Genomic DNA, 15584 nt, shown 5'->3' with positions numbered 1-15584 from the left:
CGTCCGACCCCGAACCCCCGCCAACCCGGCGACCCGACGCATACCCTGGCGAGTGCCGGGTAGTGAACTCACACGATGAGTGAAACGATGGAGCGTCAGACGTTGACGCCGTGGTCCTCGAGCCAGGAGCGCGGATTGACGGGGTCGCCGCCGTCCGGGTGGACCTCGAGGTGCAGGTGCGGGCCGGTCGAGTTGCCCGTGGAGCCGACGCGGCCGATGACCTCGCCGGGCATGACGTCGCCGGAGCGGAGGACGAAGCGCGAGAGGTGGCAGTACCAGGTCTCGGTGCCGTCCCAGTGGCGGATGACGATCTTGTTGCCGTAGGGGCCGTCGTAGCCGGCGAAGATGATCTCGCCGGCCGAGAGCGACATGACCTCGGTGCCGGTGGGTGCGGCGAAGTCGAGGCCGGTGTGGCGGTTGGACCACATGCTGCCGCCGGCGCCGAAGCCGGCGGTGATGCGGTAGCCCTCGACCGGGAGCAGCCAGCGCTTGCCTTCGCGCTCGGCGCGGGCGGCCGCTTCGGCGGCCTCGATGCGCTGCTGCTCGATGATGCGGGTGTGTGCCTCGGTGGCGACCTCGCCGGCCTCGGCCGCGAGCGACTGCTCCGCGGCGACCAGGGAGTCGAGCGCGCCCTCACTGGCGGACGCGGGCTCCTGGGGGCGTTGGGCGATGGCGTTGAGCCCGTCCGAGCTGTCCGTCGACCCGACCGCATGAGGCATGGCCAGGGCCCCGGAGGCCGCTGCTGCTACCGCTACGGAACCGACCACCGAAGGGACACTGACGTGTCTGCGGCGGCTACGGTGACGCCCGCTGCCGGAGCGTTGCGACACGCCAGAACCTTTCGCCGGGGACAAGGACCTGGAGGACACTAACCGTCCCCTAGGGGTCCTGCCAAACGCCTCCGCTCCAGCGTTTCGCCACCTGATCACGGACTGTGACACCGGAAGCGACCCCTGGTACCCCGTAACCGCGTCGTGACCTCGCCCGACGGGGAAACCTTGATCGACCTTGCGGGCGCAAGGTTCGTGACGCTCTGTGACATGTGATCTGCGTCACACTTGGCAACCCATGGCCCGGTCAGCGCGTCCCCATGGTCCGAACGGAGGGCGCGCAGATGATCCCCAGGTAGGGTCGTAACACCCATCGGATCAGCGTTGTTCCTGGAGGTAGTCATGGCGGACGCACGCCCGCTGCGGGTGGTCGTCGCGAAGCCCGGTCTCGATGGCCACGACCGGGGCGCCAAGGTGGTGGCACGGGCTCTGCGTGACGCCGGCGTCGAGGTCGTCTACACGGGTCTGCACCAGACTCCGGAGCAGATCGTCGAGGCCGCCATCCAAGAGGACGCCGACGCCGTCGGGCTGTCCATTCTCTCCGGGGCGCACATGACGCTGTTCAAGCGCGTCCTCGAGCTGCTGGCCGAGCGCGACGCGGGCGACATCGTCGTCTTCGGCGGCGGCATCATCCCCGACGCGGACATCCCGTTGCTCACCGAGCTCGGCGTCGCCCGGGTCTTCACGCCCGGCGCCTCGACGCAGGACATCGTGGCCTGGGTCGACACCCTGCGCGACCGCGCTCAGGCCTCGTAGCCCTGGAAATCATTTCCGCCGGTAGCAGAGGTCTGCTCTGAATCGGTAAGGTTTGCCGGAAATTCACCGAGTTGCGGCCCGGCGATCGATGGCGGGTCGTCCGGCATCGATGGGGTGAACTCCGTGCTGAATCGACGTGATCGCGCGCGCTCCGCGGCCGTTCAACTGTTCCCTCGGGAGACTCGTCCCCGCCAGGGATCTCGCGGTCGGCGTCTGGCCGCCCCCACCGCTCTGCTCACCGGCGGCCTCCTCCTCGTCCCGGCCGCCGCCCCGGCGGCCGCCGTCGAACCGGACGACCTCACCCGCCCGGGCGAGTCGGTCCTGGTCGACACCGACCGGCAGACCATCGCCCCGGGGATGGAGCTGACGACGTTCTCGCGGCTCGAGGACGGCGGCTGGAACGCCGGCAGCATCCTCGAGGTCGACCTCGACTCCGGCGTCACGCTCGACTACCAGTACTCCGGCGAGGTGACGAAGACCGCCACCGTCCGATCGCTGGCGCAGGCCAGCGGCGCGACGGCCGCGATCAACGGCGACTTCTACGACATCAACGACTCCAATGCCCCGCTCGGCGCCGGAGTGAGCCGCGACGAGGGCCTGGTCACCGCCCCGACCGCGGGCCACGAGAACGCGCTCGCGGTGTCCAGCAGCGGGGCCGCCGCGCTCGCCCGGGTCTTCCTCGAAGGCACCGCGGTCACCGGCGACGGCGTCAGCCTGCGGCTCGCGGGGGTCAACACGCACGCCCTGCCGGCGGGTGGCATCGGCGTCTTCACGTCGCAGTGGGGCAGCTACACCCGCGCCAACACCGTCGGCGCCGCCACGAACCGCGCGGAGGTCACCGTCGTCGACGGCGTGGTCACCGCGGTGGGCACGACGCTCGACACCGGCCCGATCGCACCGAACACGATCGTCCTGGTCGGCCGCGACGCCGGCGCCACGTCGCTGCTCGCGCTGGCACCGGGCGACACCGTCGACGTCTCCTACGCGCCGCGGTCGGATCTCGAGGACGTCGTCGTCGCGGTCGGCGGCAACCACGTGCTGGTCGACGACGGCGTGCAGCAGACGTTCACCGACACCGAGCCGGCCGCGCGCACGTCCATCGGGCTCTCCGAGGACGGCCGCACCATGTATCTGGTGTCGCTCGACGGCAAGCAGGCGCACTCGCGCGGCATGACGCTGGGCGAGTTCGCCGAGCTGATGTCCGACCTGGGCGCCTACGACGCCCTGAACATCGACGGCGGCGGCTCGTCCACGCTCGTGGTCCGCGACCCCGGCACCGACGACCGCACCGTCGTCAACAGCCCGTCCGACGGCAGCGAGCGGTCGGTCGCCAACGGCCTCGCGCTGTTCGCGGCCGAGGGCTCCGGCGAGCTCGACGGCTTCCGGGTCGTCGCAGGCGCCGGTCGCGACGGCGAGAACACCGACCGCGTGTTCCCGGGCCTCACCCGCACCGTCGAGGCGCTGGGTCACGACGAGACGTTCGCCCGGGTCGACGCCCGGCCCAGGTGGATGACGGCGGACCGCCGGGTCGCGTCGGTGCTGCGCGGCGACACGCCCACGACCGCCGTCGTCACCGGCATCCGGCCGGGCCGTACGGAGGTGCGGGCCGACGTGCGCGGCTCGGCGGGAGAGCTCGGCATCACCGTCCTGGGCGAGCTGCAGCGGCTCGAGCCGACCGCCACGCTGATCCCGCTGGGCGGCGCCGACGACACCGGCACGCTCGCGCTCACCGGCTACGACGTCGACGGCTACCGCGCGCCCATCGAGCCGGGCGACGTCACCGTCACCGGCGGCGAGGGCGTGGTCGCGCTGGTGCCCGACGGCGACGGGTTCACCGTCGACCCGCTGGTCGAGGCCGGGTCGGCACTGGTCACCCTCGAGGCCGCGGGCGTCGAGACCAGCGTCGCGATCACCGTCGGCCTGGCCGAGGTGCCGGTGGCCGACTTCGCCGACGCGTCGCGCTGGACCATCAGCTTCGCCCGCGCGACCGGCGCCATCGCGCCCACCGAGGGTCCCGACGGCCGCGACGGCGTCCGGCTCACCTACGACTTCACCGGCGGCAACACCCGCGCCGCCTACGCCGCCCCGCCGGCGCAGTTCACCATGCCGGGACAGCCGCAGAACATCAAGGCGTGGGTCAAGGGCGACGGGCAGGGCACCTGGATCCGGATGCGCGTCTACGACCCCAACGGCACGCTGCTCACGCTCAACGGCGGCTACACGACGTTCACCGGCTGGCAGCAGCTGACCTTCCCGGTGCCGGCCGGCACGCAGTACCCGCTGCGGTTCCGCGACATCTACGCCGTCGAGGCCTCCGGCGCCCGCAACTACCACGGCGAGACGTCGTTCAGCGACATCACGGTCGAGATCGCGCCCGAGGTCGAGCTACCCGAACAGGAGCGGTTCGCCGACCCCGTCGTCGTCACCAACGGCACCGCCGACGACGCCGGCCAGCGCATCGCCGTCATGAGCGACTCGCAGTTCGTCGGGCGCAACCCGGACAGCGACATCGTCGCGGCCGCCCGCCGGACGCTGCGCGAGATCGTCGCCGAGGACCCGGACGCGCTGGTCATCAACGGCGACCTCGTCGACGAGGCGGCCCCGATCGACTTCGACCTCGCCCGCCGGGTGCTGGACGAGGAGCTCGCCGGCGCCGACTTCCCCTGGTACTACGTGCCGGGTAACCACGAGGTGCAGGGCGGCCCCATCGCCAACTTCATCGCGGAGTTCGGCGCCACCCAGCACACCGTCGACCTCGCGACCGACGGCGGCACCACCCGGGTCATCACGTTGAACTCCGCGTTCGGCACGCTCCGTGGCGGTGGGTTCGCCCAGGTCGCCGAGCTGCGCCGGGCTCTTGATGATGCAGCCGAGGCGTCCGATGTCACCGGTGTGCTGGTCTTCCAGCACCACCCGGCGAACGACCCGCTGCCCACTGCGAACAGCCAGCTCGCCGACCGGCGCGAGGCCGCCATGCTGGAGACCTGGCTGGCCGGCTTCGAGGCCGGGAGCGGCAAGTCCGCGGCGTTCGTCGGCGCCCACGCCGGCGTGTTCGACGCCAGCTCGGTCGACGGCGTGCCGTACATCGTCAACGGCAACTCCGGCAAGGGCCCGGCCTCGACCCCGGACGACGGCGGCTTCACCGGCTGGACGCTGCTCGGCCTCGAGCCGTCGCAGGGCACCGCGCAGGACGACGACGGCTGGCTGCGGGCGGAGGTCCGGGCCCGGGTCGACACCATCGCCCTGCAGGCCCCGGCGACGCTCGCGGTCGGCGCGACCGGCACGCTCGCCGCCACCGTCGAGCAAGACGACACGCGCACCGTCCCGGTCCAGTGGCCGGTGTCGGCGCAGTGGGGCGGCACCGGCGTGTTCGTCGGGCCGGCCGCGAAGGCGCCGCTCTGGGCCACCGTCGCCGTCGACCCGGCCGCCGGCACCGTCGTCGGGCTGCGGGCCGGCACCGCCACCGTCACGGTGACGGTGAACGGCGAGACCGCCACCCAGCCGGTCACCGTCGGCTGACACCGTCGAGCGCATGGGGGTCACCGCCCGCCGAGGGTGGTGACCCCTCTCGCTGCGGCCGGCGACGAGCGCGGATAGGCTGCGCACGACCGAGACTCTGAAGGATGGATTCGCGTGGACCTGATGGAGTACCAGGCGAAGGAGCTCTTCGCCAAGCACGAGGTCCCGGTGCTGCCGGGGTCCGTGGCCGAGACGGTGGACGAGGCCCGCAGGGCCGCAGCGGAGATCGGCGGCCAGGTCGTCGTCAAGGCGCAGGTGAAGACGGGCGGCCGCGGCAAGGCCGGTGGCGTCAAGCTCGCCGAGAACGACGTCGAGGCCGAAGAGAAGGCCCGGGCGATCCTGGGCATGGACATCAAGGGCCACACGGTCCACCGGGTGCTGATCACCCAGGCCAGCGACATCGCCGAGGAGTACTACGTCTCCTTCCTGCTCGACCGCGCCAACCGCACCTACCTGGCCATGGCCAGCGTCGAGGGCGGCATGGAGATCGAGCAGCTGGCCGTCGAGCGGCCCGAGGCGCTGGCCCGCATCCCGGTCGACGCCATCGAGGGTGTCGACGCCGCCAAGGCGGCCGCGATCGCCGACGCCGCCGGGTTCGGCCCCGACGTCCGCGACCAGGTCATCGACATCCTGCAGAAGCTGTGGACGGTGTTCACCAGCGAGGACGCCACGCTGGTCGAGGTCAACCCGCTGGTGAAGAGGCCCGACGGCACGGTCGTCGCGCTCGACGGCAAGGTCAGCCTCGACGAGAACGCCGAGTTCCGGCACCCCGAGCACGCCGACTTCGAGGACAAGGCCGCGGCCGACCCGCTCGAGGCGCGCGCCAAGGAGAAGGACCTCAACTACGTCAAGCTGTCCGGCGAGGTCGGCATCATCGGCAACGGCGCCGGCCTGGTCATGTCGACGCTCGACGTGGTGGCCTACGCCGGCGAGGACTTCGGCGGCGTCAAGCCGGCCAACTTCCTCGACATCGGCGGCGGCGCGTCGGCCGAGGTCATGGCCAACGGGCTCGAGATCATCCTGTCCGACGACGAGGTCAAGAGCGTCTTCGTCAACGTCTTCGGCGGCATCACCGCCTGCGACGCCGTCGCCAACGGCATCGTGCACGCGTTCGAGCTGCTCGAGGGCCGCGGCGACCAGGTGACCAAGCCGCTGGTCGTGCGCCTCGACGGCAACAACGCCGAAGAGGGCCGGCGCATCCTGTCCGAGTTCGCGGCGCAGGCGCCGGCCGGGCTCATCGAGCAGGTCGACACGATGGACGGCGCCGCGCGACGCGCGGCCGAGCTCGCGGCAGCGAAGTAGGGGCGACGAGTCATGGCTATCTTCCTCGACGAGAACAGCAGGATCATCGTCCAGGGCATCACCGGCGCCGAGGGCACCAAGCACACGCAGCGGATGCTCAAGGCCGGCGCCAAGATCGTCGGCGGCGTCAACGCTCGCAAGGCCGGCCAGGAGCTCGACTTCACCGAGTTCTCCGCCGACGCCGTCCTGACGGTGCACGGCACGGTCGCCGAAGCCATGGACAAGACCGGCGCCAACGTGTCGGTCGCGTTCGTGCCGCCGAAGTTCACCAAGGACGCCGTCGTTGAAGCAGTAGATGCGGGCGTCGGCCTCTTGGTGGTCATCACCGAGGGCATCCCGGTGCACGACACCGCGGAGTTCTGGGCCTACGCGCAGTCGAAGGGCAACAAGACCCGCATCGTCGGGCCGAACTGCCCCGGCGTCATCAGCCCCGGCAAGTCCAACGCCGGCATCATCCCGGCCGACATCACCGGCGCCGGCCCCATCGGCCTGGTGAGCAAGTCGGGCACGCTGACCTACCAGATGATGTACGAGCTGCGCGACATCGGCTTCTCCACCGCCGTCGGCATCGGCGGCGACCCGGTCATCGGCACCACGCACATCGACGCGCTCGAGGCGTTCGAGGCCGACCCGGAGACGAAGGCCATCGTCATGATCGGCGAGATCGGCGGCGACGCCGAGGAGCGGGCCGCGGCCTACATCCAGGAGCACGTCACCAAGCCGGTCGTCGGCTACGTGGCGGGCTTCACCGCACCGGAGGGCAAGACCATGGGCCACGCCGGCGCCATCGTGTCCGGCTCGTCCGGCACGGCGCAGGCGAAGAAGGAGGCCCTCGAGGCCGCCGGTGTCGCCGTCGGCAAGACCCCCAGCGAGACAGCGCGCCTGATGCGCGAGATCTACCAGAAGCTCTGACTCCGGACCATCAGGGATCGGGAGGAGCTCGGCCGGGTCGCCGTTCGCCGGCGGCCCGGCCGATCGCCGTTCCGAGGAGTGAGGCACATGAACGAGATCCTGGCCGAGCTGCGGCAGGTGTTCGACGGTGCCGTGAAGGACCCCGACGGCTACCGCATCGTCCATGGCTACGACTCGGTCGAGAAGAACTACCTCGTCGCCAAGCGGACGATCATCCACTCGTTCGTGGTCGGCTACGTGCCGGGCGCGAAGGAGCTCGCGATCCTCCCGGTCGACGGCGACGACGGCGCGCTGACGGCCGGCGAGCCGCTGTACGTGACGCCGTCGACCCTGCGATCGGCGAAGAAGGACCTGCAGCGCCGCTACGTCATCCGCACGACCGACGGCGCCACGGTGCGGTTCACGGTCCTGCCGAAGGTGCCGAGGCTGCTGCAGGCCGCCTACGTGCTGGGCGTGGAGCAGCGCGACGAGGCGGCCGCGTTCGCGGAGTACTTCGACACGCTGCGCTGACGGCGTCAGCGGCGGCCGGCCGGCGGGGCGCCGTACGCGGCGAGGAAGACCCGCACGCCCTCGTCGGCGTAGCGCTCGATCTCCGCCGCCGGTGGGGGAGCGTCGTCGCCGGTGAGCATGGCCCGGTTCAGCGGGACCGACATCACCAGCCAGTTGAAGTGTGCCGCGGCGACCTCCGCGTCGTCGACGGCGAGCAGGCCGCGCTCGGTGAGCCCGCGGAACGCCGTCGCGAGATCGGCCATGGTGCGCGCCGGGCCGCGCTCGGCGAACAGCCGGCCCAGCTCGGGGAAGCGACCGGCCTCGCCGATGACCAGCCGGCGCAGCTGCAGCAGCCGCGGGCGCATGACCATGGCCAGCTGCCGGCGGGCGAGGTCGCGCAGGTCGGCCGCGACGTCGCCGGTGTCGCGCAGGCTGGCGACCTCGGCGTGCACCGGCTCGGCCGCCTCGTCGACCGTGCGCGTCACGATCTCGGTGAACAGCGCCTGCTTGTCGGCGAAGTGCTTGTAGACGGTCGGCTTCGAGACGGCCGCCCGCGCGGCGATCTGGTCGATGCTGGTGCCGGCGAAGCCCTGGGCCAGGAAGACCTGGGTGGCGGCCTCGAGGATGTCGCGGTGCTTGCGGGCGGACCGGCTCTCGGTCTTGACCTCGGGTTCGCTCATGTGCCTAGAGTTTACTACACCGTTTAGTTTATTCGTATGCCGAGGAGGCAGTCATGGGCCGGATCATCGTCATCGAGAACATCACCCTCGACGGGGTCATGCAGGCGCCGGCCGCGCCCGACGAGGACACCCGCGGCGACTTCCGCCACGGCGGCTGGGGCGCTCCGTACTTCGACGAGGTCGCCATGCGCGAGATGGGCGAGGGCATGGCGCAGGGCGGGCCGCTGCTGTTCGGCCGGGTCACCTACCAGCAGTTCGAGGGCTTTTGGCCGAAGCAGACCGACGGCAACCCGTTCACGCCGGTGCTGAACGCGGCCACCAAGTACGTCGCGTCGACCACGCTCACCGGGCCACTGAGCTGGGAGAACTCCGTCCTCGTCGGTTCCGGTGAGGTCGCGGGGCTCAAGGAGCGGGAGCCGCGCGACATCGGCGTGCTGGGTAGCGGTGAGCTCGTCCAGACGCTGCTCCGGCACGACCTCGTCGACCAGTTCGTGCTGTCGATCCACCCGGTGGTGCTGGGCGAGGGCACCCGGCTCTTCCGCGACGGCGCGCAACTGGCGACGTTCGAGCTGGTGAAGTCGGTGCCGACCACCACCGGCGTGATCATCGCGACCTACGACCGCGCCCGCTGAGCCGGGGGCGTGCGGGTGCGGCCAGGGTGGCCGGCGCTCAGGTGACGGCGGCGCGGGCGACGTTCTCGGGGCGGCGGTGCTCGCCGGCGGCCAGGACGGCGGTCATGTGCTCGACGGCGTCGTACACGTCGGTGAACCGGATGTAGAGCGGCGCGACGCCGAAGCGGGCGAGGTCGGGCTCGCGGAAGTCGCCCACCACGCGGCGGGCGATCAGCGCCTGCACGAACCCGTACGCCTCGGGCAGCCGCAGGCACAGCTGGGAGCCGCGGGCGGTGTGGTCGCGCGGCACCTCGGGCTCGACGCCGAACTCGCGCAGCCGCTCGTCGGCCAGCGCGAGGAACAGGTCCGTCAGCGCCAGCGACTTGCGCCGCACGTCGGCGATGGCGACGCCGTCGAACGCGTCGAGGGCGGAGTCGAGCACCGCCGTGCCGATGACCGGCGTGGTGCCGCTGAGCAGCCGCCTCACGCCGTCGGCCGGGCGGTAGTCGCGGTCCAGCGCGAACGGCGTGGCATGCCCGAACCAGCCCGTGATCGGCTGGTCGACGCTGCCGAGCCAGCGCGGGGCGGCGTAGGCGAACGCCGGTGCGCCCGGGCCGCCGTTGAGGTACTTGTAGCCGCAGCCGACGGCCAGGTCGGCATCCCAGCCGGCGAGGTCGACGGCGACGGCGCCCGCGGAGTGGCAGAGGTCCCAGAGGACGACGGCGCCGGCCTCGTGCACCGCCCGGGTGACGGCGGCGCCGTCGTGCATGCGCCCGAGGCGGTAGTCGACGTGGCAGAGCGAGACGAGGGCGACGTCGTCGTCCAGGACGTCCTCGAGCGGCTCATCGGCGGCGGACCACCAGCGCACCGTCAGGCCGAGCAGCCGCGCGACACCGTCGATCACGTAGGAGTCGGTGGGGAAGTTGCCCGGCTCGGTGACGACCACCCGGCGGTCCGGCCGCAGCCGCGCGCCCGCGACGAGCAGCTTGAACAGCTGGACGCTGGTGGAGTCGCCGACGGTGACGGTGCCCGGCTCCGCGCCCAGCAGCGGCTCCAGCTTCCGCCCGACCGTCGCCGGCAGGTCGTACCAGCCGTGCGTGTTCCACGACGTGATGAGGTCGTCGCGCCACTCGGTGCCGACCAGCCGGCCGGCCCGCTCCGCCACGCCGCGCGGCAGCGGGCCGAGCGAGTTGCCGTCCAGGTAGATCAGGCCGCCGGGCAGCTCGAACCGGTCGCGCAGGTGCGCCAGCGGGTCGTCGCGGTCGAGGGCCTCGGCCTGTGCGCGCTCCATGCCCCGCAGCGTACGACGCCTCAGCCGACCGCCCGCTCCAGCGCCGTCGCGAGCAGCGGAGTGACGACGCCGGGCCAGTCGCCGCCGGACGGGTCGTCCATGGCAGCGAACGAGACCACGACCGCGATGTTGCCGACACGGGCGATGCCGATACCGGAGAAGGAGGTCGACGAACCGCCGTTCTCGGCCGTGGGGACGCTCTCGACGGTCCAGGCGACCGCGTCGTCGGCGCCGTCGACGTCCACGGCGACCGCCTCGCCCACCGTCTGCTCACGGTCGTCGCCCACCTCGCCGCAGACGTCCGGCAGGACGGTGTGCGCCGAGACCAGGCGGAACGCGGTGTCCGCGTCGGGCATGAGCAGCACCCATTCCGCCAGGCTGGCATCGAGATCGTGGATGTAGCCGAGCGAGCTGACGGTGGTGGCGCCGGCGGCCGTGAGGTCCTGCAGGCACGGCGCCTGGTGCGCCGCGGTCTCGGTGGACTGCGGGCTGCGGAAGAAGCCGGCAGCCGCGCCGACCGCGGCGACATCGTCGTCGGTGAGGAACGGGTCGTCGGCGAGGCCGAGCAACTCCGTCGCGGGCTCGTCGGCCGGCTCGGTCGGCTCGGTCGGTTCGGCCGGGTCGCCGGTGGGTCCGCCGGCGGGCGCGTCGGTGGGGTCGTCGATCGGCTCCGCGCCGGTGACGTCCTCGAGTGCCGGCTCGGTGACGCACGACTCGCCGAAGACGGTCTCGCACATGCGCCGGGCAGCGGTGACCGGCAGGTCGGTGTCCAGCTCCGCGCCGACCGTGTCGGCGCGCGGCTGCGTGCGCACGGTGAGGCTGACCACGTCCTGGTAGCGGACCAGCGCGGCGGTGACGGCGTCGCTGTCCTCCGCCGCCGGGTCGGTGTAGTAGCGGATCAGCCACCCCTCGTCGCCGACGCCGCTGAGGCGGTACTCGTCCGTGACGACGGGAGCGTCGCCCTCACCCTGGGCGGGCAGGCACGATCGCATCTCGGTCCAGAGCTCGTCGGCGGACGTGGCGGCGCCGAACCGGACGAGGTCCTGGCGCACCGCGTTGCCGTCCGACGCCGCGTACGTCACGGCGGCGCGGTCGACCGTCGACGAGAGCGACGCCAGCACCGGGGCGGGGTCGCAGACGACGTCGGTCCGATCGCGGCTCTCGGTCCAGGGGGCGTCCACGGGCGCGAGGTCGCCGGGGGTCAGCAGGGCGGCGCTCAACGCGACCGCCGTCGTGGTCGTGGGGTCCGTGGTGGCCGGCGTCGAGAGGCTGGCCGGCGGCGCCGGGTCCGGCGTGGTCGTGAGATCCGGCGGGCTGATGATCGCCACTCCGGCCGCGACCGCCGCCACCCCGGCGAGCACGCCGCCGGTCACCTGGTGGCGGGTCCGCCGGGCCGCTCGCGCACGGGCCGCCGACGGTCCCGCCAGTGAGACGCCGTCGAGGTCGGCCGAGAGCCCGCTGAGCCGGCGGGTCAGGTCGTCGTCGAAGTCGCCCGTCACGACGCCTCACCGCCCGCGGGTATCCCGGTCGCCTCGCCGGTGGCGTCGGCCGGGTCGGTGAGCAGCTGGGCCAGCGCCGCCCGCCCCCGCGACAGGCGCGCCTTGATCGTGCCGGTCGGCGCGCCGGTCTCGTGGGCGATGTCCTCGACGCTCATGCCGACGAGGTGGTGCAGGACGACCGCCTGCCGCTGGCTCTCCGGGATCTGCTTGAGCGCGGCGACCAGCGCGACGTGGTCCGGATCGGGCGACGGCGTGTGGTCCGGCGCGCCGTGGCGGACCAGCGCCGTGACGCCGTTCTTCGCCTTGCGCCAGCGGCTGGCCGCGATGCGCCAGGCGACGGTGCGGATCCAGGCCTCCGGGTTGTTCGCCTGGCTGACGGTCTTCCACCGCTGCCAGGCGCGGGCGTACGCCTCTTGGGTGCACTCCTGCGCGTCGGCGAGGTTGCCGGTCATGGCGTACATCTGGTGCAGCACCCGGCGATGGGTGGCGTCGTAGAACTCGTCGAAGTCGGCGGTGTTCGCGGCCATGGTCGTCACCCCCCGATCCGCTGCGCGGCGAGCTCGAGCAGATGGCTCATCTGGTCGGGGGAGAGCTCGTCGTCGATGAGCCCGTAGTAGACCACGGTGACGACGTTCCCGCTGACCGCTGCGCCGTAGAGCCACGACGTGCCGAACTCGGTGTTCGACAACACCCAGACCGTGCCGTGGTAGCCGGCGCCGGAGATCGAGCCGGTGTTCTCGACGACGTCGCCGGGCTGGGTGGGCTGTTCGGCGGCGGCCGCGAGAGCGTCGTGGTGCGCCCGGGCCGTCTCGGCGTCCGGGAACGTGGCCCGCAGCTGGTTGACGACCTGCCCGCCGGGTTCCAGCGGGTCGGTGTAGGTGCGCTGTTCCAGCGACTCGGCGCCGTCGGCGAACGGGTCGCGTTCCAGGCCGACGAAGCCGTAGTCGGTGGCCCCGCCGGCGTCGCCGCTGTCCATGACCTCGCTCCCCTCGGTGAGCGCGGTCAGGCCCACCTCGGCGAGGTCGTCGATGGTGAGCCAGCCGTCGACGTCGCTGACCGGTTCCGGGTAGAGCCGCTCCTGCTCCGGCGAGGCGGGGCACTCGCTGCCCATCGCCCGGCAGAGCCGCTCGGCGGACAGGACCGCCTGACGCGGCTGCGCGGGTGCGTTGTAGTCCTGGCCGGGACCGCCGTGGAACACCGCGGACACGAAGTCGCCGGTGCGCACCAGGCTCGCCGTGACGTAGGTGGCGGTGTCAGGCGTGGTCGGTGGCCCGTTCCACACGATGAGGTAGCCGCCGTCGCCGACCCCGGACAGCGACCACACCTGGACGAGGTGGAAGTCGTCGCCGGACTCCGCGCATTCGGTCAGCTCGGCCCGCAGGTCCTCCAGCCGGTCCTCGGCGCCGCCCGCGATCGGGTCGACGACCTGCTCGAAGCGCGAGCCGTACGCGGACTCGAACGCGATGCCCACCCCGTCGGACGGGATGCCGGGCACGCACGGCAGCCAGCTGTCGCCCGCACCCGCCTCGGCCCAGCCCTCGCTGGTCTCGGTGATGACGTCGTCGAGGGTCAGCAGCGCGTCCGGCGGCACCATCAGCGAGCTGGTGCCGTCGTTGCCGGTGCTGCCGTTCTGACCGCCGCCGTCGGGGCTCCCGGTCTCGGACGGGTCGGGCGTGGGCTCGACCGGAGGCGTCGACGGAGGCTCGGAGGGCGTCGTCGGCCCGGTGGTCGGGGAGTCGGTGACCGGGCCGACCGGTTCCGGCGACGCCACGAAGTCGGGTGGGCTGATCGCGAACACGCCGAGCGCCACGGCCGCGACCCCGGCGAGCACGCCGCCCGTGACCTGGTGCCGGGTCCGCTGCGCGGCGCGGCGCCGGGCGGCGGCCGGACCGGACAGCGAGATGCCCGCTAGGTCCGTTTCGAGCGACGACAAGCGCCGGGAAAGGCTGTCGTCGTGGCTGTCAGACACGGTGGCCTCCGGTGAGAACGGCGGTGTCGTCGGGGAGAATTCGGGCGAGTGTGGCGCGCGCCTTGGCGAGCCGGTTCTCGACAGTCGCGACGGAGGTTCCCGTCTCGGCGGCGATGTCGGCGACGGCCGAGCCGGCGAGCAGCCGGGCCACGATGACGTAGCGCTGTCGCTCGGGCAGTGTGCGCAGGGCGGCGACGAGATCCGCGCTGCCGCCGTCCGCTGCCCTCGTGGTGTGTCGCGCGGTGCGTCTCACGGTGATCCGGCGGCCCGACGCCAGCCGCCAGGCGGTCGTGCGCACCCAGGCCTCCGGGCTGGTCGCGACGCTGACGGCGGACCATTGGCGCCAGGCCCGGGCGTAGGCCTCCTGGGTGCAGCGGCGGGCCCGGTCGAGGTCGCCGGTCAACGCGTACAGCTGGTGCAGGACGCGGCGGCTCGTCGCGTCGTAGAACGCGTCGAAATCCGCTGATCGGCCCATGACCGCCACCTCCCCCGTGCCCGTCGCTCGTGACTTACACCCAGGAGGACCCGTGAGTGCGCTCCACGGTTGCACGACCATTCGGGGAATGAACGCGATTCCTCGTATTCTGCGCCGAGAAATGGCAGCTGATCAGGGCGTGGTCGGCGTGGTGTTCCCGATATCGGGCCATCGTGCGGTGCGATGGAGGGGTGGCCGACCTGCTGACCCGACCGCTGCTCCGGCGCGACGAGCCGGCGTGGGGGTCGCGGGTCCCGTGGCTCGCGGCCATGGTGGCGGCCGCCTGGGCCCTGGTGGCCGGGTTCGCGTTGTGCGTGCTGCCGGGCGTCGCGGTGTGGATCGCCGAGGGCGCCGTCGGGCCGCTGGGCGACCCGCTGCGGTTCGGCTCCCGGGTCTGGCTGATGGCGCACGGGGCGGGTCTGGACCTCGAGGCCGGGTCGATCACGCTCGCGCCGCTCGGACTGACGCTGCTGTTCGTCCTGTTGCTGCACCGCTCGGCGCGGTGGGCGGCGCACTCGGCCGGGGTGGCGACGACGCGGGGCGCGTGCGCCGTCGTGGTGGCGGCGGTCGTCACGTACGCGGTGGGCGCCGGGACCATCGCGACGCTCTCGGCCACCGCCGACGCCGCGAGCCGGCCGCTCGAGGCGGTCCTCTGGGCGGTGCTGTGGTCCGGCGCCGCCGTGACCACCGGGGTGGCGCACGAATCCGGACTGCTGGCCGACTGGTGGTGGCGCGTGCCACCTCTCATGCGCGCGGCACTGGCCGGCGCGGCCGCGGCGGTGGCGGGGATGGTCTGCGTGGGCGCGGTGCTGATGGGGGTCAGCCTCGTCGCCCACGCCGGCCGCACCGGGGACCTCGCCACCGCCCTGGACGCCGGCCCACTCGGCGCGACGCTGGTGGTGGTGGGCTGCGCGCTGATCGTGCCGAACCTGATCGTCTGGTCCGCGGCGTTCGCGCTCGGGCCCGGCTTCGCGGTCGGGACGGCGACATCGGTGGCGCCCGGCGGCGTCACGCTCGGCCTCGTGCCCGCGGTTCCCGTGCTCGGGGCGCTGCCGTCGAGCGTGCCCGGATCGCTCGCCTGGCTGGTGGTCGCCGGACCGGTGCTGGCCGGCGTGCTGGCCGGGCTGCTCGTGCACCGTCGCCTCGGCCCGGTAGCGGTCGTCGAGTCCGATGAGGATTCGGAGCCTGGTGTGGACTCCGGACCGGTGGACTCTGGGCCGGTGGCCCTGGGGCCGGCGGTCGGGGTGGCGG

Annotated in this window: 14 protein-coding genes; 7 read left to right on the top strand and 7 right to left on the bottom strand. The window is 72.7% G+C overall.

The window, feature by feature from the left end; translation table 11 throughout:
* Nucleotides 1-95: 95 nt before the first annotated feature.
* Entirely contained in the window at nucleotides 96-719 is a 624-nt protein-coding gene (locus tag E1212_RS27365; RefSeq protein WP_131988427.1) for a M23 family metallopeptidase, read from the bottom strand.
* 453 nt (nucleotides 720-1172) lie between these two features.
* Here E1212_RS27365 and E1212_RS27360 point away from each other — a divergent pair, with 453 nt between their 5' ends.
* The 5 genes from E1212_RS27360 to E1212_RS27340 all read left to right on the top strand — a co-directional run bounded on the left by E1212_RS27360 (nucleotide 1173) and on the right by E1212_RS27340 (nucleotide 7829).
* Nucleotides 1173-1586 (top strand): coenzyme B12-dependent isobutyryl CoA mutase small subunit, encoded by a 414-nt coding sequence (locus tag E1212_RS27360; RefSeq protein ID WP_131988425.1) that lies wholly within the window; start codon nucleotides 1173-1175, stop codon nucleotides 1584-1586.
* Nucleotides 1587-1709: 123 nt separating this feature from the next.
* Nucleotides 1710-5105 carry a phosphodiester glycosidase family protein gene (locus E1212_RS27355; protein ID WP_131988423.1) on the top strand — a complete coding sequence of 1132 codons (3396 nt, stop codon included), beginning with the start codon at nucleotides 1710-1712 and terminating at the stop codon, nucleotides 5103-5105.
* Between the two features lie 114 nt (nucleotides 5106-5219).
* Nucleotides 5220-6407, top strand: a complete 1188-nt coding sequence (sucC, locus tag E1212_RS27350; RefSeq protein WP_131988421.1) for an ADP-forming succinate--CoA ligase subunit beta — start codon at nucleotides 5220-5222, stop codon at nucleotides 6405-6407.
* A 12-nt stretch (nucleotides 6408-6419) separates the two neighbouring features.
* Nucleotides 6420-7319, top strand: a complete 900-nt coding sequence (gene sucD, locus E1212_RS27345; protein ID WP_131988419.1) for a succinate--CoA ligase subunit alpha — start codon at nucleotides 6420-6422, stop codon at nucleotides 7317-7319.
* Between the two features lie 87 nt (nucleotides 7320-7406).
* Complete coding sequence (locus tag E1212_RS27340) at nucleotides 7407-7829, top strand: hypothetical protein (RefSeq protein ID WP_131988417.1); 423 nt, start codon at nucleotides 7407-7409, stop codon at nucleotides 7827-7829.
* Nucleotides 7830-7834: 5 nt separating this feature from the next.
* Here E1212_RS27340 and E1212_RS27335 read toward each other — a convergent pair whose 3' ends face one another.
* The gene (locus tag E1212_RS27335) at nucleotides 7835-8488 is read right to left on the bottom strand and encodes a TetR/AcrR family transcriptional regulator (protein ID WP_131988415.1); all 654 of its coding nucleotides are present in this window, start codon (nucleotides 8486-8488) and stop codon (nucleotides 7835-7837) included.
* Between the two features lie 53 nt (nucleotides 8489-8541).
* On the opposite strand from E1212_RS27335, the gene E1212_RS27330 reads away from it, so the two are divergent.
* Nucleotides 8542-9120: a dihydrofolate reductase family protein gene (locus tag E1212_RS27330; protein WP_131988413.1), complete on the top strand. Its 579-nt coding sequence runs from the start codon at nucleotides 8542-8544 to the stop codon at nucleotides 9118-9120.
* Nucleotides 9121-9157: 37 nt separating this feature from the next.
* Here the strand turns inward: E1212_RS27330 and kynU are convergent, their stop codons facing one another.
* The 5 genes from kynU to E1212_RS27305 are packed head-to-tail and all read right to left on the bottom strand — an operon-like array spanning nucleotide 9158 to nucleotide 14333.
* Nucleotides 9158-10390 (bottom strand): kynureninase, encoded by a 1233-nt coding sequence (gene kynU, locus E1212_RS27325; RefSeq protein ID WP_131988411.1) that lies wholly within the window; start codon nucleotides 10388-10390, stop codon nucleotides 9158-9160.
* A gap of 20 nt (nucleotides 10391-10410) precedes the next feature.
* A complete protein-coding gene (locus tag E1212_RS27320; RefSeq protein WP_131988409.1) occupies nucleotides 10411-11889 on the bottom strand; it encodes a hypothetical protein in 1479 nt (492 codons plus the stop codon).
* Nucleotides 11886-12416 (bottom strand): SigE family RNA polymerase sigma factor, encoded by a 531-nt coding sequence (locus E1212_RS27315; RefSeq protein WP_131988407.1) that lies wholly within the window; start codon nucleotides 12414-12416, stop codon nucleotides 11886-11888. The genes E1212_RS27320 and E1212_RS27315 overlap by 4 nt, the downstream gene beginning before the upstream one ends.
* Before the next feature lie 5 nt (nucleotides 12417-12421).
* Complete coding sequence (locus E1212_RS27310) at nucleotides 12422-13822, bottom strand: hypothetical protein (protein WP_131988405.1); 1401 nt, start codon at nucleotides 13820-13822, stop codon at nucleotides 12422-12424.
* A 28-nt stretch (nucleotides 13823-13850) separates the two neighbouring features.
* Complete coding sequence (locus tag E1212_RS27305; protein WP_131988403.1) at nucleotides 13851-14333, bottom strand: RNA polymerase sigma factor; 483 nt, start codon at nucleotides 14331-14333, stop codon at nucleotides 13851-13853.
* A gap of 191 nt (nucleotides 14334-14524) precedes the next feature.
* Between E1212_RS27305 and E1212_RS27300 the strand changes: the two genes are divergently transcribed.
* On the top strand, nucleotides 14525-15584 hold a 1060-nt coding region (locus tag E1212_RS27300; protein ID WP_131988401.1), incomplete at its 3' end, for a cell division protein PerM.

The organism is Jiangella ureilytica (genome assembly GCF_004348545.1).
GTDB classification, from domain to species: Bacteria; Actinomycetota; Actinomycetes; order Jiangellales; family Jiangellaceae; genus Jiangella; species Jiangella ureilytica.
Note: the sequence above shows the minus strand (reverse complement) of the source record. Positions and strands in the feature narration are given on the sequence as shown.